Annotated in this window: 20 protein-coding genes and 1 pseudogene; 13 read left to right on the top strand and 8 right to left on the bottom strand. The window is 39.5% G+C overall.

Features of this window, described 5'->3' with window-relative positions:
* Position 1 precedes the first annotated feature (1 nt).
* Genes aroB through CVS86_RS00390 form a run of 6 tightly spaced genes read left to right on the top strand, consistent with a single transcriptional unit; the run spans position 2 to position 6625 of the window.
* On the top strand, positions 2-1039 hold the full coding sequence (aroB, locus tag CVS86_RS00365) for a 3-dehydroquinate synthase (RefSeq protein WP_107790607.1): 1038 nt from the start codon (positions 2-4) through the stop codon (positions 1037-1039).
* On the top strand, positions 1036-2625 hold the full coding sequence (locus CVS86_RS00370) for a mechanosensitive ion channel domain-containing protein (protein ID WP_107790608.1): 1590 nt from the start codon (positions 1036-1038) through the stop codon (positions 2623-2625). Before aroB ends, CVS86_RS00370 begins: the two co-directional genes overlap by 4 nt.
* On the top strand, positions 2625-3863 hold the full coding sequence (gene mtaB, locus CVS86_RS00375; RefSeq protein ID WP_107790609.1) for a tRNA (N(6)-L-threonylcarbamoyladenosine(37)-C(2))-methylthiotransferase MtaB: 1239 nt from the start codon (positions 2625-2627) through the stop codon (positions 3861-3863). The genes CVS86_RS00370 and mtaB overlap by 1 nt, the downstream gene beginning before the upstream one ends.
* Positions 3850-5502 carry an ATP-dependent metallopeptidase FtsH/Yme1/Tma family protein gene (locus CVS86_RS00380; RefSeq protein ID WP_107790712.1) on the top strand — a complete coding sequence of 551 codons (1653 nt, stop codon included), beginning with the start codon at positions 3850-3852 and terminating at the stop codon, positions 5500-5502. The genes mtaB and CVS86_RS00380 overlap by 14 nt, the downstream gene beginning before the upstream one ends.
* A 13-nt stretch (positions 5503-5515) precedes the next feature.
* Positions 5516-6055, top strand: coding sequence for a molybdopterin adenylyltransferase (gene mog, locus CVS86_RS00385; protein ID WP_009293784.1), 540 nt, complete (start codon positions 5516-5518; stop codon positions 6053-6055).
* Complete coding sequence (locus tag CVS86_RS00390; RefSeq protein WP_103617423.1) at positions 6056-6625, top strand: nitrogen fixation protein NifR; 570 nt, start codon at positions 6056-6058, stop codon at positions 6623-6625.
* A gap of 36 nt (positions 6626-6661) precedes the next feature.
* Here the strand turns inward: CVS86_RS00390 and CVS86_RS00395 are convergent.
* Positions 6662-6868: pseudogene (locus CVS86_RS00395) on the bottom strand (thiamine phosphate synthase); the annotation flags it as partial.
* A 681-nt stretch (positions 6869-7549) separates the two neighbouring features.
* Between CVS86_RS00395 and htpG the strand changes: the two are divergent.
* Positions 7550-9406 (top strand): molecular chaperone HtpG, encoded by a 1857-nt coding sequence (gene htpG / locus CVS86_RS00400; RefSeq protein WP_107790610.1) that lies wholly within the window; start codon positions 7550-7552, stop codon positions 9404-9406.
* Positions 9407-9511: 105 nt separating this feature from the next.
* Here the strand turns inward: htpG and CVS86_RS00405 are convergent, their stop codons facing one another.
* From CVS86_RS00405 to rpmB, 3 genes are all read right to left on the bottom strand, one after another.
* Positions 9512-9718, bottom strand: coding sequence for a DUF465 domain-containing protein (locus tag CVS86_RS00405; RefSeq protein ID WP_021088212.1), 207 nt, complete (start codon positions 9716-9718; stop codon positions 9512-9514).
* 117 nt (positions 9719-9835) lie between these two features.
* Complete coding sequence (locus CVS86_RS00410) at positions 9836-10966, bottom strand: potassium channel family protein (protein WP_009293929.1); 1131 nt, start codon at positions 10964-10966, stop codon at positions 9836-9838.
* Between the two features lie 22 nt (positions 10967-10988).
* Positions 10989-11180 (bottom strand): 50S ribosomal protein L28, encoded by a 192-nt coding sequence (rpmB, locus tag CVS86_RS00415; protein WP_002942221.1) that lies wholly within the window; start codon positions 11178-11180, stop codon positions 10989-10991.
* A gap of 151 nt (positions 11181-11331) precedes the next feature.
* On the opposite strand from rpmB, the gene CVS86_RS00420 reads away from it, so the two are divergent.
* The 4 genes from CVS86_RS00420 to CVS86_RS00435 are packed head-to-tail and all read left to right on the top strand — an operon-like array spanning position 11332 to position 14905.
* Complete coding sequence (locus tag CVS86_RS00420) at positions 11332-12078, top strand: hypothetical protein (protein ID WP_107790611.1); 747 nt, start codon at positions 11332-11334, stop codon at positions 12076-12078.
* Positions 12075-13448 (top strand): prephenate dehydrogenase, encoded by a 1374-nt coding sequence (locus CVS86_RS00425; RefSeq protein ID WP_107790612.1) that lies wholly within the window; start codon positions 12075-12077, stop codon positions 13446-13448. The genes CVS86_RS00420 and CVS86_RS00425 overlap by 4 nt, the downstream gene beginning before the upstream one ends.
* A 9-nt stretch (positions 13449-13457) precedes the next feature.
* Positions 13458-14105: a ribulose-phosphate 3-epimerase gene (rpe, locus tag CVS86_RS00430; RefSeq protein WP_009293926.1), complete on the top strand. Its 648-nt coding sequence runs from the start codon at positions 13458-13460 to the stop codon at positions 14103-14105.
* On the top strand, positions 14102-14905 hold the full coding sequence (locus tag CVS86_RS00435; protein WP_107790613.1) for a 3'-5' exonuclease: 804 nt from the start codon (positions 14102-14104) through the stop codon (positions 14903-14905). Before rpe ends, CVS86_RS00435 begins: the two co-directional genes overlap by 4 nt.
* Positions 14906-14952: 47 nt before the next feature.
* On the opposite strand, the gene CVS86_RS10105 is transcribed toward CVS86_RS00435, so the two are convergent.
* Entirely contained in the window at positions 14953-15075 is a 123-nt protein-coding gene (locus tag CVS86_RS10105; RefSeq protein ID WP_265094617.1) for a hypothetical protein, read from the bottom strand.
* A gap of 41 nt (positions 15076-15116) precedes the next feature.
* On the opposite strand from CVS86_RS10105, the gene CVS86_RS09940 reads away from it, so the two are divergent.
* Together CVS86_RS09940 and CVS86_RS09840 are read left to right on the top strand one after the other, a co-directional pair.
* Positions 15117-15278 (top strand): hypothetical protein, encoded by a 162-nt coding sequence (locus tag CVS86_RS09940; RefSeq protein ID WP_234399199.1) that lies wholly within the window; start codon positions 15117-15119, stop codon positions 15276-15278.
* A 123-nt stretch (positions 15279-15401) separates the two neighbouring features.
* Positions 15402-15704, top strand: a complete 303-nt coding sequence (locus CVS86_RS09840) for a hypothetical protein (protein ID WP_234399200.1) — start codon at positions 15402-15404, stop codon at positions 15702-15704.
* Between the two features lie 59 nt (positions 15705-15763).
* Here the strand turns inward: CVS86_RS09840 and CVS86_RS00450 are convergent, their stop codons facing one another.
* The 3 genes from CVS86_RS00450 to CVS86_RS00460 are packed head-to-tail and all read right to left on the bottom strand — an operon-like array spanning position 15764 to position 17983.
* Positions 15764-16882 (bottom strand): M20/M25/M40 family metallo-hydrolase, encoded by a 1119-nt coding sequence (locus CVS86_RS00450; RefSeq protein ID WP_107790614.1) that lies wholly within the window; start codon positions 16880-16882, stop codon positions 15764-15766.
* Positions 16883-16891: 9 nt separating this feature from the next.
* The gene (locus tag CVS86_RS00455; protein WP_002942766.1) at positions 16892-17347 is read right to left on the bottom strand and encodes a YjiG family protein; all 456 of its coding nucleotides are present in this window, start codon (positions 17345-17347) and stop codon (positions 16892-16894) included.
* A gap of 3 nt (positions 17348-17350) precedes the next feature.
* On the bottom strand, positions 17351-17983 hold the full coding sequence (locus tag CVS86_RS00460) for a nucleoside recognition domain-containing protein (RefSeq protein ID WP_012001704.1): 633 nt from the start codon (positions 17981-17983) through the stop codon (positions 17351-17353).
* Positions 17984-18215 lie beyond the last annotated feature (232 nt).

Consider the following 18215-nt stretch of genomic DNA (forward strand, 5'->3'; position numbering starts at 1 on the left):
AATGCAGATAAATTTAAACCTTAAGGAAAAGGCGTCAAGCTATAAAATTTATATAAACGAGCTTGAGAGATTGGAGCTAAAGGGCAAGGTCGGCATCGTCACAAACGCCAAAGTGGCGGGGCTTCACCTTGAAAAGCTACTTAGCGTTTTAAAGTGCGATGAGAAATTTATCATAAGCGTCCCAGACGGCGAGGAGTATAAAAATCTTGAGACGATAGGGCAAATTTTAGAGCAGCTTTTTGTTAGTAAATTTGACCGCTCATCTACGCTCATAGCCCTTGGCGGTGGCGTCATCAGCGATATGACCGGCTTTGCGGCAAGCATATATGAAAGAGGGATAAACTTCATTAATATCCCAACCACGCTTCTAGCACAAGTCGATGCTAGTGTGGGCGGAAAAACTGGAGTAAATAACAAATTTGGTAAAAACTTAATAGGCTCATTTTATCAGCCAAAGGCAGTTTTTTGCGAGATAAATTTCTTAAAAACATTGCCAAAGAGAGAATTTGCAGCTGGCGTGGCTGAGGCTTTAAAGATGGCGATAACCTTTGATAAAGAGATGTTTGGCTGGCTAAAGAGCGTAAATTTAGACGATGAAAACTTAGCAAAGCTAGTTGAAAAGTCTATAAATTTAAAGGCTAGGGTGGTCGAGCAAGATGAGAAAGAAAAGGGGCTAAGAGCCATCCTAAACTACGGACATACCTTCGCTCACGTCATCGAAAATGAGACAAATTACAAAGAATTTTTACACGGCGAAGCGGTGGCGATAGGTATGAATATGGCAAATCGCCTAAGCGTTAGACTTGGCCTAATGAGTGAGGCGCAGGCAGAGGAGATCAAGCAGGTATTAGTGAAATTTGATCTGCCTGTAAGCTATAAAATAGAAAATGAATATGCATTTTACGAGGCGTTTTTTATGGATAAAAAGACAAAAGGTGATAAGATAAATTTCATCATCGCAGATAAAATCGGCAGTGCGTTCATTAAAAATGACGTCAAAAAAGAGGACGTTTTAGAAACTTTGAGAGAATTTAAATGAAAAAGATCCTAGTTTTTTTATTTTTTTGCTTTGCACTTTACGCTGAAGAAAATGCCACACTTGAGCAAAATGTCTCACAAAATTTACAAAATAGCGAGCTTATAAAAGAAATTTCAAACCTAGATAACTCCCTAAAAAACAACATCTGGATCACAAGATACGCCAACTACAACACCTATCAAAAGCTTCTTGATGAGCTAGAGCAAAATGAAAATGAGCTTAAAAAGCTTGATAAAGGCTCAAAAAGAGGTGGTGATCTCATAAAGAGAAGTCAAACTCTAAAAGAGCAGATAAATTTGCTAAAAGAGTATGAGAAAACGCCATTTTCAAATATGCTTGCAGCTCCAGAAATGGAGACTCCACCTAGGATAAATAGCCCAGTGGCGCTGGTATCTGGCTTTTCATACATCAAAAAGATAAGAAGCGACAAGATCGAGTACCAAAGGCACATCAAAGAGCTTGACACCTTGCTTGAGAAGCTTGAAGCAAAAGAGAATTTGCTAAATAGGCTAAATTTGATAGATGACAGCGAGCAAAATAGAGCAAGTCTAAACCTTGCAAAGCAAGAGATAGGCGACTTCAAAGCGGCAAAACAGATCGCTGATACCACTTATAGCGTCTATGAAAAAAGGGCGGACGAAGCGGTAAATATGACGACATCTGACATAAAGGCTCAGTTTTTAAGCATGGGCTACACAGCCATCGTCATCCTTTTAACGATCGGACTAACATTTATCGCTAAATTTATCGTTAAAAGAACGATCACTGATAACGAGAGATTTTACACGGTCAATAAATTTTTAAACGTGTTAAACATCACCGTTATCATCATAATCCTACTCTTTTCATACATCGAAAACGTCACATATCTAGTAACTGTGCTAGGTTTTGCCTCAGCTGGTATCGCTATCGCGATGAAAGATATGTTTATGAGCATGCTTGGCTGGATGGTTATCATGTTTGGTGGCACGATCCACGTGGGCGACCGCGTCAGAGTCTATCATGACGGTAGCGAATTTGTGGGCGATGTGATAGATATTTCACTGCTTCGCCTAACCGTTTTTGAAGACGTTAGCTACTCAACTTATAAGACAAACCGCCGTGCAGGTAGGATCATCTTTGTGCCAAATAACTATATCTTTACAGACCTCATCGCAAACTACTCGCACTACGGCATGAAGACCGTTTGGGACGGCATAGATGTCGTGATAAGCTTTGATAGTAATCACAAAAAGGCCGCCTATCTAGCAAAAAATATAGTAAAAAAATATTCAAAAGGCTACACTGACATCGCAAAACGTCAGATGAACAAGCTAAGAAGCCAGTACAGCATCAAAAATCCAAACGTAGAGCCAAGAATTTATACATTTTTTGAGCCTTACGGCATAAATATCTCATGCTGGTTTATGTCAAACTCATACGCCACGCTCGCTCTTAGAAGCACGATAAGCGCTGAGATCATAGAGGCATTTTTGGCTCACGATGATATAAAGATAGCTTACCCAACACAAACTATGTTTATAGGCAAAAAAGAAACGCCAAGCGATCACGTAGCTCACGCTGAGCAAGAGGGCGAAAATATCTAATGCAAAAGATATTTTTTAAGACATTTGGATGCCGCACAAACATCTATGACACCGAGCTTTTAAAGAGCTACATCAAAGACTACGAGATCACAAACGACGAAGAGGTCGCTGATATCGTCGTCATAAATTCATGCACCGTGACAAATTCGGCTGATAGTGGCGTTAGAAACTATATAAACGGCGTAAAAAGACGTGGCGCAAAGGTGATACTAACAGGATGTGGTGCAGTTAGCAAGGGCAAAGAGCTTTTTAGTAGTGGCGTCTTTGGCGTGCTAGGAGCTAGTAAAAAGAGCGATTTAAACGAGCTTTTAAAGCAAGAGAAGCCATTTTTTGAGCTTGGAAATTTAAACTCAGTCGATAAAAACATCGTCACAAACTACGAAAATCACACAAAGTCTTTTATAAAAATTCAAGAAGGTTGCAACTTTAACTGCAGCTACTGCATCATCCCATCAGTGCGTGGCAGAGCTAGGAGCATGGACGAGGCGATGATCTTAAAAGAAGCTAGAATTTTAGCTCAAAATGGCTATAATGAGCTCGTTCTAACTGGCACAAACATAGGCAGTTACGGCAAAGATACAAATAGCTCTCTTGGCAAATTGCTAGCAAATTTAGGCAAAATTTCAGGCATCAGACGCATAAGGCTTGGCAGTATCGAGCCAAGCCAGATAGATGAGAGCTTTAGAGAAATTTTAAAAGAGGAGTGGCTGGAGCGCCATCTTCACATCGCACTTCAGCACACGAGCGAGGCGATGCTAAAGATCATGCGCAGGCGAAACAACGCATTTAGCGACCTAGAGCTTTTTAATGAGCTAAGCTCCCTTGGCTTTGCTTTGGGGACTGACTATATCGTGGGTCATCCAGGCGAGAGTGAAGAAATTTGGGCAGAAGCGGTGGAAAATTTTAAGAAATTTCCTATCACACATCTGCATGCTTTTGTCTATTCGCCTAGGCGTGATACGCACTCAGCGACGCTAAAAAGCGACGTAAGTGGCGATGTGGCAAAGGCAAGGCTAAAGGTTTTACAAGGCATTGCTTTTAAAAACAATGAAAATTTTAGAAAAAAACACAATGAAACTTTAAAAATTTTAGTCGAGCAAAAAAACGGCGACTTTTACGAAGGCTTTGATCAGTTTTACAACAAAGCTAAAATTTCTAGTCAAAACGACATAACAAAAGAGTGGTTGGAGGTAAGCGAATATGAAATTAAGCCAGATGCCAATTATGCAAAAATTTAAATTTAACAAGAAAAATATCCTGATAATAGCCGCTATGGCTCTGATAATAGCGCTACTTTTTGCAGTGAGCAAAGAGCCACGAAACATCACCTACTCGCAATATATGCAACTAATGGATGGAAATTTCATCGATAAAGCGGTCATCGACGAAGATGAGGTCATCCTCTATGCGCAAAATAACCGCTTTGCCATCATAAAGGAGGGGATCGATCTAAAAGAGCTAATAAAAAAGGTCCCAGTCGAGCGAAGCGTGCAATATATCACGCCAGGCATGGTCTGGGGAAGCATCATCTTTGTTTGTCTTGTGCTTTGGTACTCCTATATTTTTAGGGCTATCAAGAAAAAAGAGGAGAGTCTTTTAAACAAAAAAGATGGCGCTTTTGAGATAGAAAGCGTGTTAAATCAAAATGCGATGCCAGTCATCTCAAACGTTAGATTTAGCGATGTAGCTGGCATTAGCGAGGTAAAAAGCGAGCTTAGCGAGATAGTTGATTTTCTTAAAAATCCGCAAAAATATAGAAATTTTGGTATCAAAATGCCAAAAGGCGTGCTAATGATCGGCCCTCCAGGCGTTGGCAAGACGCTTGTGGCAAAGGCAGTCGCTGGCGAGGCAAATGTGCCGTTTTTTTACCAAAATGGCGCAAGCTTTGTGCAAATTTACGTCGGCATGGGCGCAAAAAGAGTTAGAGAGCTCTTTAGTAGGGCAAAGTCTTACGCACCATCAATCATCTTTATCGACGAGATAGACGCTGTCGGCAAGAGCAGGGGTGGCACTAGAAACGACGAGCGAGAAGCCACGCTAAATCAGCTGCTAACCGAGATGGACGGCTTTGAGGACAACTCCGGCGTCATAGTAATAGCTGCAACAAATAGGATCGAAATGATCGACGAGGCGCTGCTTAGATCAGGGCGCTTTGATAGGCGTATATTTTTATCAATGCCTGATTTTAACGACAGGGTGGCTATCCTAAACACATATCTAAGAGATAAAAACTGCGAAGTGCCAGCTGAGGATATCGCTAGGATGAGCGTTGGCTTTTCTGGTGCGGCACTTAGCACGCTTGTAAATGAAGCAGCGATAAACGCTCTAAGAAACGGCGAAAGCGTGCTTAGGATGAGAGATTTTGAGGCTGTTTTAAACAAGGTCTTGCTCGGCAAGAAAAAGGTGCTAAGCTACAGCGAGAGCGAGAAGAAAATTCAAGCCATCTATCAAGGCGCAAAGGCGCTAAGTGCCTACTGGTTTGATGTGAAATTTGAAAAAATTTCGCTCATAGAAGACCGCTTTATGGCGACTGAGCAAGAGATCGAGTCAAAGTCGCAAATGCTCTCACGCATAAAGGTTTTAATCTCTGGCATGTGTAAGCTCGAGATAGATGAGAACGACATCTTTTCAAACTCTAGCAACGATCTAAATTTAGCAAAAGAGATCGCCTCAAAGATGGTTTATGAGTATGGCATGGGAAATTCTTTCGTGCCAAATCCAAACGATGTGGAAGAAATTTTAAAACAAGCAAAAGATGAGATAATGTCCTTTTTAAAGGGCACAAATGAGCAAATCGCAAGGATAAGCTCATATCTGCTTGCTTACGAGAGCGTAGATAAAGAGACGCTTGCTAAAATTTTAAATGAAAACTACTAATAAAGGAGAAAAAATGAAAGCAAAAATAGGGATTCTAACTATGTCCGATCGCGCAAGTGAGGGCACATACGAGGATAAATCAGGCCCAGCGATTAAAGAGGTACTTGACGGTTGGATAGTAAGCGAGAGAGAGTATTTTTACGAGGTGATCCCCGATGAGCTTGATCTCATAAAAGAGAGGCTCGTGCACATGATAGACGTGCTAGGATGCGACCTTGTGCTAACTACTGGGGGCACAGGACCAGCAGTGAGAGATGTCACCCCAGAGGCTACTGAGGCAGTTTGCGAGAAGATGATGCCAGGCTTTGGCGAGCTAATGAGAGCTGCGAGCTTAAAATATGTCCCAACAGCGATCCTATCACGCCAAACAGCAGGCATAAGAGGCCATGCGCTCATCATAAATTTACCAGGACAGCCAAAGGCGATAAAAGAGTGCTTAGAGCCGGTATTTCCAGCGGTGCCATACTGCATTGATCTTATAGAGGGTGCATTTATCGAGACTGATGAAAACGTGATGAAAGTTTTCCGTCCAAAACAAAAGAAAATCTCGTAAATGGGTTTGACAGATAGCCTAAATTTAAAAGCCGCTGCCTTTGCAAATAGGTGGCGACTTGTTATTAAAATTTGGCTTGTTTTTTCTTTTTTATCCTATGCGCTGGCCTACTATCTTGGGTTAGAGGTTTTTGGCTTTATCTCTGCCATTTCTATCTTTGGCTGTGTTTGCCTGCTAGCCTTTAGCTCACTTCTTTGGTTTATCGCTAGCCTTGTATTTTTGCAACCTTTGGTATTTTTACTACTTGAAAAATTTGATGAAAGCATTACTGTTTATGCTTTAGCCTGCGCAGTTTGGCTGCTTGGCTGGATCACTTTGTCGCTTGTGGTCGATGATAAATTTGCAAGACCGGGAAATGACATCTTGCTAAAGATCACTCGCATAGTTCTTGTTAGCGAGTTTGCCTTGCTATATTTTTTTAACTACAACAGCAGCTTTGACATAGAGACTTTAATAAAGTCAAATTTGACAAAGTCGCTGCTTTTAGTGCTAAACTCCTATATGCTGCCATCGCTTGTGACGCTACTTATATTTGATATAAAAACATATATCGCTAGCAAAAATGAGTAAAATTTTACGTATTATTTTATGTAATTTATACTAAATTTAGCCGTTTTTGCTCTCTACTATCTTTTTTACAAGCTCCATATCGCTGTTCATCGCTAAACTCATGAAGCAAATGCCGTTTGCGCCAGCTTTTATGGCCTCTTTGTAGTTTTGGTTGTTTAGTCCGCCAAGTGCGTAAATTTCTTTATCTAAGTTTTTTAGCTCGCTTATAAAATTTAGCCCTTTTGGCTCTAAGCCCGCCTTGCAAGAGGTGGCAAATTTTTATTTTATCCACTACTGCTACCTCTTTAAATTTGATGCTTTCTAGCTGCTATTTTGATGTTTACTTTTGTATGTGTCTTTTTTGACTAGTTTTTAGTTTGTTACTGTTGCTAAATTTAATGAAATACACAGCGTTTATGTTATATTTTGCGGATTAAGTCAGAGTGGCGAAAATTTGCAAAGCATGGTATCAAAGATTGCTTGCATAGTGATTATTGGTAAATTAAATTTTTTAAAGCGGCTATTATTTGCATGCCTTTCAAGTCAAACATTACAGAGCTATTTTTAGTTTTCAAACTCAAATTTATTACCTCGTGTAGCGTTATAAGATAGATAAAACGTTTGAAACTCAAGCCAAAGGGTTTAAATTTATTGGTTTTTGATCTTTGTTATACATTTATACCGGTATTTGTTTCTTATTTTGAAAGACAGACTAGCAACATTTTGTAAAAGATTTATAGCTAAATTTGCATTATTTTAAATAAATACTATACAAATTAGCATTCTAAATAATAAAAATTAAACATATATTTTTATTTTATTTATAAATTAGCATACATGCCTAAAAAATTGTTAAAAAACTTGATAGTAATGCTATCAAGGTTAAGTATATTTTTATCACTTTATGCTATAATCTGCCAAAAATTTTAAAACAAGGAAAAGAAAATGGCAGATAAATTTGAATTTCAAACCGAGGTCAATGACCTTTTAAATTTGATGATCCACTCTCTTTACTCAAACAAAGAGATATTTTTAAGAGAGCTCATATCAAACTCAAACGACGCACTTGACAAGCTAAACTACCTATGCTTGACCGATGAAAAGTATAAAAGCTTAAGCTATACTCCAAGGATCGATATCAAAGTAGATGAAAAAGCTAAGACTTTAACCATCAGCGACAACGGTATAGGCATGGATAAAGACGAGCTCATTGCAAATTTAGGCACGATAGCAAGAAGTGGTACAAAAGGTTTTATGCAAAGTTTAAGCGGCGATGCCAAAAAAGATAGCTCGCTGATCGGCCAGTTTGGCGTTGGCTTTTACTCAGCGTTTATGGTGGCAAGTAAGATCGAAGTCATAAGCAAACGAGCACTAAGTGAGAAGGCCTATAAATGGACATCTGATGCAAAAAGCTACGAGATCGAAGATGCTAAAAAAGATGGCTTTGGTACGGATATTATCTTACATTTAAACGACGATGAATTTGCAAATTCTTGGCGCATCGAAGAGATAGTCAAAAAATACTCAAACCACATCCCTTATCCTATATTTATGGATAAAGAGAGCTATGTCGCACCAAAAGAAGGCGAAAAAGAGGGCACTTATGAGGCTAAAAACGAGCAGATAAACAAGGCAAATGCGCTTTGGAGGCTAAATAAAGCCAGCCTAAAAGAGCAAGACTACAACGACTTTTATAAGCAAATTTCACATGACAGCAGCGATCCACTACTTTATATCCACACAAAAGCCGAGGGCAAGATCGAGTACTCGACACTATTTTATGTGCCAAGCACTGAGCCGTTTGACCTCTTTAGGGTTGATTATCAAAGTGGCGTGAAGCTCTATGTGAAGAGGGTTTTTATAACTGACGATGCAAAAGAGCTTTTACCGCCGTATTTAAGATTTATCAAAGGTGTGATCGATGTTGAGGATCTACCGCTAAACGTTAGCCGTGAAATTTTACAAGAAAATGCGATCATGCGAACCGTTAAAGAGCAGAGTGTGAAGAAAATTTTAAGCGAGCTTGCAAAAGTAAAAGATAACGACCGCGATAAATACATAAAATTTTACAAACTATTTGGCAAGGTTTTAAAAGAGGGACTTTACGGTTTTAGCGCTGAAAAAGAGCAAATTTTGGATCTTTGCCTATTTAAAAGTTCAAAAAGAGACGGACTTATCAGCCTAAAAGAGTACAAAGAGGCGATGAAAGAGGATCAAAAGTCGATCTACTACATCAGCGGCAACAACGAAAATATGCTAAGAAATTCGCCACTTCTTGAGAGCTTTAAGAAAAACGGCATCGAAGTGTTAATAATGGACGAAGAGATCGATACGATCGTCATGCCAATGGTCAATGAATTTGACAAAACACCTCTAAAATCGGTCTCACACGCTGATATCAACGACGAGATCAAAAGCAATGAAAAGGTCGATGAGAGCAAGGTTGCAAACACGCTTGTTAAGATGAAAGAGATCCTAAAAGACGAGGTTAAAGACGTTAGGCTAAGCTCAAGACTCTCAAGCTCGGCTGCGGTGCTAATATATGATAAAAACGACCCTGACTACGCTATGCAAGAGATGCTAAAACAGATGGGACAAGGCGCAAATGCTCCAAAAGTTAAGCCGATCTTGGAGATCAATGCTGATCATGAAATTTTTGCAAAACTTGAGAAAAATGAGGCAATGATTTATGACATAGCGCCTTTGCTTCTTGATATGGCAAGGCTAAATGAGGGTATGAGCCTAGAAAATCCAGCTAAATTTTCAGAGCTTCTAACAAAAGTGATGATAAAAGCTATATAAAATTTGTAAGCCCAAAGAAATTTGGGCTTTTTAAATTTATAGTTTAGCAAAAGCCTAAAATACGAGCTAAGTTAAATTTGGCTCCATTGTTAGTTTGACTTTTGCTTATTTTTGCTCTTTGTATTTTAAAACTTGAGCGTAAATTTCATCTTTTAGTTTTAATTTTTCTTTTTTCAAGGCATCAAGCTCAGAGGCTTGCGCTGCTTTGCTATCTATCTTTTCATTTAGCTCGTCATGCTTTTTGCAAAGTGCGGCAAAATGAACATCTACTTTTTTCAACTCATTTATGAGATCAGTGTATTCGTGTAACATACGTAGCTCCTGTAAAAAATTTATAAATTCTAACAAGGCTTTGTAAATGTTTGGCTATCTAAATTTAGATCTATAAAAGCTTAGTGGTTAAGCCAAATTTATCACAAAATGCAAAAACTAAACGTATTTTAGCTCTTCTGGCTTATGCTTGCTCTTTACTAGGCGCTTGGTTAGACGTATGCCATCAACTGTACCGATGACTAAAAGCTTTGTGCCTGTACCGATTAACGTGTCACCATTTGGCATCGGGATAAATTTGTTATTTATGTCCCTAATGCCTACCACGTCAGCATTTGTGATATTTCTTAGGTGCGTCTCTTTTAGTCTTTTAAACCTTATCCAAGAGTAGTCAGGCACAAGAATTTCTTCTATATCGATAGGTGAGCTTTTTGTGTATAGAAATTGCTCGAGTAAATTTTCCATATCAGGCCTTACGCTCATGGCACTTAGACGCTGTGCGACTAGGCGAGATGGGCTGACTACGTTGTCAGCACCAAGTTTTTTAAGCCTTTGTGTGTCATCTTCACTATCGGAGTTTGTGATGATATGGTAAGGTTTTTTGCGGCCTATCTCTTTTTCATAAAGTCTAACAGATGCGATAAGCGCGATATTATCAGCGATATTTGGGCTAAGAGTGATTAGTCCTTTTGCGCTTGATAGATGCGTTTTTAAAAAGGCGATTTGAGTGTGAGGCTGAGCTTTTATGAAGTATGGATACTTGTAAATTTGAGCTAGTTCTGCGATATCTTCTCTGTCATCAACCACCACAAATGGTATGTGATTTTCACGAAACTGAGCGCTAAGCTCGATCGTGTAGAGGTTGTGATAACAAATAACGAAGTGATTTTTTAGTCTTGCGATCTTGTAAAGCATACGCCTTTCCTTTAAAATGCTAATTAATGTGCCTCTTTTTAGAACTTCTACAACGATACCGATTGATAGCGTAAAAATGATGAAGCCAACAAGGATAAATGTTATAGTAAAAATTCGCCCCTTTGGAGTTATGGGCGCAACTTCAGTAAAACCGACCGTTGTGAAGGTCATGCCTGCTTGGTAAAAGGCATCTATGAGAGAGAAGTTATCTATAAAGATATAACCAAGTGTTCCAAAAAGTAACAGTAGTACAACTGAAATTAGTGGAAATCTAAAAGGTTTTAGTTGTTCGTAAAGCTCAGTATCTAGGCTTATTTCTGGTTTTGCGGAGTTTGACCAGTTGAGGAATTTTAAAAGTCTTGAGAGAAAAGACATAAATTCCTCTTCATTTTATCTCTTAGTTTGACTGCTTTTTCATTGTTCTTAGAGTAGAAGCAGCAACTTTTATTCTTCTTGTTGTGCCATCTTCTAGAGTAACACGGATAGTTCTAAGATTTGGTAAAAATCTTCTTTTAGTTTTATTGTTGGCGTGGCTCACGTTGTTGCCTACCATTGGTCCTTTGCCAGTTATCGCACATCTTTTTGACATTTTTTTTCCTTATAAACAAAAATTTCTGCTGATTTTATCTAAACAAAACCAAAGTATTGCTTAAAATGGATATTTATATTTAGAAGTTTTGTTGATTTTTTATTTAATTAAGGCTAAAATAGCCCCAAAATAAAAAATCGGTAAAACAAAAATGCTAACTAAAAATCAAATAGATGAAATTTCAAATTTTATCTATAAAATGCCCGATGCTTTTTATGAGTGCCAAAAGCACTTGGATGAGGGCGACATCACTGCTGCTATGGAGCTTTTTAGGGGTAGTGAGACTTTTAAAGCGTACTTTGCTACGATAGTAAATTTAGGCGATTTTGGCGTTCAAAACTACACTAGAGATATCTATGCGATGGCTTATCCGCTAGGCATAGACAACCTAAAAATGATAATTTGCTCTTATTTTGTTTTTATCAAATCTCCAAAAAGATATAAAAATTTTGGCGTAAATTTACACTCGATGATGGAGTTTAATGCCAAATTTCTATCTGACTGGAGTAAACTTCTAAACTATCTTGGGCTAAAAAATCAAAAAAATTTGTTTCTAGCTGCCTACGCGCTAATTTTGCTTATATTTTGCGAGCTGATCTTTTTGAAGTATCCGCACTCACTTAAACATATCGTTGGTTTTTCTGATATGAGCTTTGATAGGATCTTGCAGCGAAGATTTGATATTTCGCTATTTGGAGTACTTTTAAAGCTTGCGGGATGGGATAGCGATAGGCTAACTAGAGAAGAGGTTTTGGTTTTAAAATACTTTAAAATTTTGCTCTCTTATGAGGCAAGTACTGCTAAATTTTTCGACTTTGGCATCGATAGGATCACCGATGTTAGCGTCCATGCTTCGGCTGATATGGTTATAAATTTAAAAAAGGCTCTTAGAAAATGAAAGTAACTTTTGAGGGCTCTTTGGCCATTGTTAGGCCATTTGGATTTTTGGAGGTTAATATCACTCCTTCAAGTATCAAAAAGGCCGAAGTAGAGCAAATTTGCGCAAGGCAGATAAGTGCCATTTTGCTTTCATTAAAAAATGTCACATTTTTTAGCCCACTTTGGCTAAATAGCACATGCGAGCATCTATCAAGCATCGCTAAGCAGATAGGCGCTGAGTTTGCAGTCTGCGACTATGATGATACTTTTTACGAGCTTGTCGCAAAGACTTCAAAAAATATTTTGAGATTTTCACTCTTTGAAAATGAAAAAGTTGCGACGCTATTTTTAAACGATACGCTAGCAGATAGCAGTGAAGCCATCGTGATTTATAACAAAAATGAGCAGTACAAAGACTACATAAACTCGCTTTTGGAGCAAAAGTGTTACAAGTGTAAATTTGTAAAAAGCGTAGAAGAATTTAACGCTGCCAAGCAAGCTTACAAATACACCATCAGCACTCTAAATCACATCGTTTTAGGCAAAAAAGAGTTTAGCACCTTTGTAAGAGGTGACGTTGTCATTTACAAGACAGCAGGGCTCATAGATGGCTCTTTTGTGCAGAATTTTGACTATAAATTTCACGAAAGGTTGCAAAAGATAGGCTTTAAATTCTTTGTTTTTTGGTCTGATTCGGTTGGCGCTTTAAATACCATAGGTGCTAGTTTTTTGATAAAGCTATCTGAGCTTAGCCAAAAAAGTGGCGGTATATTGGCGATTTGCGGTTTAAATGAGGGCAACATCTCAGAGACACTTGCGTCAAATTTAAAAGCGGCAAAGATACTTTTATATAAAAAGATGGATGATTTTTTCAAAGATGACTCGACGCTTTATTTTAAAAAGCGCCTTATCGATATAGAGCCAACAAAGATGAATAAAAACTTGGTTGAGTTTTTGCCACTTGTCATTTCAAGTGTCACAGACGTGCTCTCGCCTTTGATAGAGAGTGAAATTTTATGCCTTGATGCGAAGATTAGCAACTTTAATGTAGAGGGCGAAAATGACTATTTGCGGGCTTGCGTCCTCTTTTATGGCGACGTACAGATGAGAATTTTGCTTGGTGTTAAAAAGGACAAGCTTGGTAAAATTTGCTCTATTTTTTCAGATAATGGCGATCTGGAGTGTGGCTGTTTAAGCGGATTTTCTCAAATTTTTAGTATCATTGCAAGCAAAATTTTAGACATTTTCATAGAGAGAAATTTAAAGGTAAAACTTAGCAACTTTAAATTTTTCGAAAATGAGATGTTTTTTGACAGAGCAAGCAGTGGAATTTTTGCCACATTGAATGCAAAAGAGAGCCAAACTGGCGTGATTTTTATAAGTAAATAAGGATTTAAAATGTACGTTGCACCTAGTATTTTGTCGGCTGATTTCGGAAATTTGGCAGCTGAGATAAGAGCCATTTGTGAGGCTGGGTGCGATCTGGTGCATGTTGATGTTATGGATGGGCATTTTGTGCCAAATTTAACCATCGGACCAGTCGTGGTAAGTGCCGTTGCAAAGGCCGCTACAAAGCCACTTGATATTCATTTGATGGTTGAAAATAACTCTTTTTTTGCCGACCTTTTCTTGCCGCTAAAGCCAAAATTTCTAACCTTTCACATAGAAGAAGAGAAGCATCCGATGAGGCTCATCGATCACATCAGAAAAAATGGCGTAAGTCCTGGCATCGTGCTAAATCCGCACACGCCAGTTAGTGCGATCGAGCATATCATCGATGAAGTCGATATGGTGCTATTAATGAGCGTAAATCCCGGCTTTGGCGGTCAGAAATTTATGCCAGTCGTGCTTGAGAAAACAAGGGCGCTAAGGGAGCTAATAGAGCGCAAAAACGCCAAGTGCCTCATAGAAGTAGATGGCGGGGTGAACGGACTAAATGCGCCTGATCTTGAAGAGGCTGGGGCTGATGTCTTGGTGGCTGGCAGCTATATCTTCTCATCAAATTCTTACGAACAAGCCATTCGCGCCATAAAGCTTGAGTTTTGAAACCAAAAAAACAGCGTTTAGAAAATAGCATTGAAATTTTAGCTAGGCAAAATTTAGGCTATCACGAGTTTATTTTAAAATTTAGCGATATCGAGGAAATTTCATCGCTCATTGACGTGCGTGACCTTGATATGTGGCGAACTCTCGGGCTTGATATCACTAGAAATGAAAGCAACGAGATCGAGCTTGGCACGAGATTTAGAGATATTAGCGAGCAGGAATTTTGCATCGTGGATATCGAAACGACTGGTGGCACGACAAATGGCCAGATCATAGAAATAGGCGCTATAAAAATGAAAAATGGCACCGAAATAGGGCGCTTTGAAAGCTTTGTGGCAGCTAGTGCGGTACCTGAAAATATCACTGAGCTAACTGGCATAAAGGCTAGTGATCTAGTCGGTGCGCCAAATTTACTAAACGTGCTGGAGCGGTTTAAAATTTTTCTAGGAACTAGCGTCTTTATCGCGCACAACGTAAATTTTGACTACGGATTTATCTCGCATAGTCTAAATGAGATCGGCCTTGGCATACTGCTAAACAGAAAGCTTTGCACCATCGATCTTAGCCGCCGCACCATCGCCTCGCAAAAATACGGCCTTGGCTCGTTAAAAGAGCTCCTTGGCATAAACAACACCCACCACAGAGCCCTAAATGACGCGGTAGCAGCGGCCGAAATCTTTAAAGTCTGCCTCACTCGCCTACCTTTTAGTATCCAAACGACAGAGGATCTCATAAGCTTTAGCAAAAATGCCCCAAGCGTAAAGCTAAAACCAGAGCCAGTTTTAAAAGCTTTGGAGTAGGGCTCGTATAAATTTAAGCCACTTGGCTGGGAATTTAGAAATTTGATTTAGGTGTGTCCCCTTTGAACGAGATCGTCTATCTTTTCTCGGTTTGCGATCATTGTGCTTTTCAAAACGCCGCGATCTATCGCCCTGCAAGCGCCGATCTTTACAAAATTCTTGAAAAACAACGTTGCCATTGTGATAAATTTCTCGTGAAAGCCAGTTTTGTATGCGCGTAGCCAAGCCGTCGCTACCGATAACGCAGTTTGCTAGGCGATTTTGCTTTTGTAGCAAATTTAGAGCTTTTTGCCAATGTGAAAATTTATTTTCACTAAAACTGCGTGATAAATTTGGAGTTAAATTTAGCTCTGCGGTTTTAAGTGATGAGTAGCTTTTGGCTAAATTTCAAAGCCTTGCGCCAAATATTAAAGAGCTTAGGCAGTTTAAAAAAAAGAGAGTAAAACACCTATTTGTGTGGTGAAATTTGAAAAAGATCGCCCTGTAAAAGAGCTATTTGCTAAACTTTTGGCGTTTAGGGGTTTTCAAGCTTCTAGTATTAGTTGATATGCAAAACTACCTAGAAAATCCATATATGCTGCTTTGGCGCGTGACAAATAACATAGATGCCTTGCGAGATATTTATATCGATGGCGAAAATTTCTGCATGGATGCGACGAGCAAGAGTGAGCTTGAGGGCTATAAGCGTGGCTGGCCTATGCAAACTGACTGCAAGCGTGAAGTGGTGGCTGAGCTTGTGAAGCGTGGCGTGGTAAAAGATGAGCCAGAGCTTTTTCATAAATTTGAGATATTTGGGTAGGTTTTGACTACTGCTTCGTTATAAATTTAAAAATTAGGCAAGCATATAGCTTGCCTATACTACGAAAGTTTTTTGATCGCTTCAACTATGAGGTTGCACTTTTTAACGACTGAGTTTATCTCTAGATATTCGTTTTTCGTGTGCATGTTGCCACCAGTTGGACCAAGGCCGTCTATCGTAGGACATCCTGCCGATGCGCTGATGTTGCCATCGCTTAGCCCGCCAGCATCGACCCAAGTGACCTTTGTGCCAGTGGCCTTCGCAGCCTCGTCAAAGACTTTTTTGATATTTGGTAAATTTACCTCGTCTATCATCGGCCCTTCTTCGTTTATGAGGATGCGCTCACAGCTCACTTCTGACACTATCGGATGAGATAAAATTTCATCCATCTTCTCATGCAAAAACTCCACTGAGCTAGCGTGGCGATATCTCATCTCAAATGTCACACTGGCAAAGTCTGGCACGACGTTTTGGGCGTCGCCGCCTTTTGTCATTATGCTATTAAATGTATGGCCTGCCTTAAAATCAGTGAGTTTTGAGAGCTCAACGATGAAATTTGCAGCCTCCACGACAGCCGAACGACCGCGTTCTGGGTGGTTGCCAGCGTGCGCGCTAACACCACGGAAATTTAGCTCATAAGAGATCACGCCTTTTCTAGTGGCTACCATCGAGCCATCTTCTCTTGCAGGCTCGACGACTAGGGCATAGCGAGACTTCTTGGCTAGCTCTCTTATGGCGTCTTTAGCGAAATTTGAGCCAGTCTCTTCGTGAGAGTTTAAAAAGAGGCCGATCTTTAGTTTGTTAAGATCAAGCTCTTTGATGACATAAAGTGAGAGCAGGCTGCCACCCTTATCGTCGATCGCGCCAAGTGCGTTTATGCGCTCATCTATCTTGCTAAATGGCACATCAGCCTTTGTGCCCACAGGAAAAACGGTGTCCATGTGACCTATGAATAAAAAGTCGTAGCTTTTTGCCTCAAGGTCGTTTGAGATGAAAAGGCAAGGAGCGACCTTGTCGGTGCCTAGCTCTATGCTTCTGCTTTTTAAGCCTAAAATTTCGGCTCTTTTTTTAAACCAAGCTGCAACTTCATTTACGCCATCGATGCTTGAAGTTGGGCTTTCTATGTCGGTTATCTCCTTTAGATCGGCCAAATATTTGTCTATTTCACTATCTTTCATCTTTTATCCTTATACGAGCAAGCTCATCACAAACATCGCTAAATAGGCATTTAGGATGCAAATCCCAAAAAGTACGAGATAGTGTCTGCCTGGTACTTCAAGCACGCCTAAAACTCGTCCCATGTACTGCACAGTCGAGCCAACTAGCGCCATGCCAGGGAGCAAGACAGCGATATCGTTTGCGTTTAGCGTACCATCTCCCACAAGTGCAACTAGTACGCCTGCTGAGCCGCCCCAGCTCAAAAATGCAGCCATGAAAACGGCTATGGACTCACCTGGAAGACCAAGTGGAAGCATGATAAATCCTAGAAATTTGCCTATCACGCTAAGCGCGCCAGATACTTTTAAGATGTGGATGATGACAAAGGCCATAAGCACGTTTGGGATAGTGTTTTTTACGGCGATGTCCCAGCCTTTTCTAGCGCCCTCTACAAATACATCGGTTATTAGTTTATTTTCAGTCATCTCTTACTCCTCATCATCTTTGACAAATTTTTTGACATAAAGTCTCATCAAATTTGCTCCAATAATTTTAAAGACAAAGACTATGCCAAGCACCATGGCTATGGTGGCTGGGGCTGTGTGCCCAGCTTTGTCGGTAACTAGTAGAACTGGTGCAAATGAAGATAAGAAATTTGTGATCATCGCACCAGCGCTAAACTGAAACGCTGCAAAGATGAGAAGCTCTTTGTGCGAGATGAGGCCATCTTGACGCAAAAATTTAGCCGTTGAGCTGCCTGCGTCGGTGCTTTGTGTGCTTGCTATCAAAGAGATAGAGCAACATCCTGGTATGCCAATAAGTGGCTTTAAAACAGGTGTTAGCAGTCTTGAAGCTGCGTAAAGTGCATGGTATTTCTCAAAAATAGCGACAAAACCAAGTGCGAGCATAACGGCAGGGGCAAGGCTAAGGGCAAATAAAAAGCCCCCTTTTGCGCTAGTGCCACTTCCTGTTTTAAACCATTCTGGAAATTGACCAGCAAGTTTGCTAAAGTCAAAAATGCCACCATAGGTGTTTTGTAAAAAACCTCCGAAGAAAACGATCGCAATTGCAAGTGTGATCGTACCGATGACGAGTTTTTTAGTATCACTACTCTCTTTCATAAAGCCTCCTTTGATTTGGAATTTGTTTAAATATTATAATGCCTATGCTTATGTAATATTTAAAATATAAAATTTGATAATTAATTATGAAATTTTATGAGTAATTTATATATAAAAATTATTATGCGATAAAAGTTAGCACTACAAAGGCTTAGAATGTAAATTTAAAGTATATGAAAATTTAGAAATTTGGATTTAAGATTTAGGATTTATGGTAAAAATGGCTTCTAAA

This window comes from Campylobacter concisus (genome assembly GCF_003048605.1).
Classification (GTDB): domain Bacteria; phylum Campylobacterota; class Campylobacteria; order Campylobacterales; family Campylobacteraceae; genus Campylobacter_A; species Campylobacter_A concisus_BM.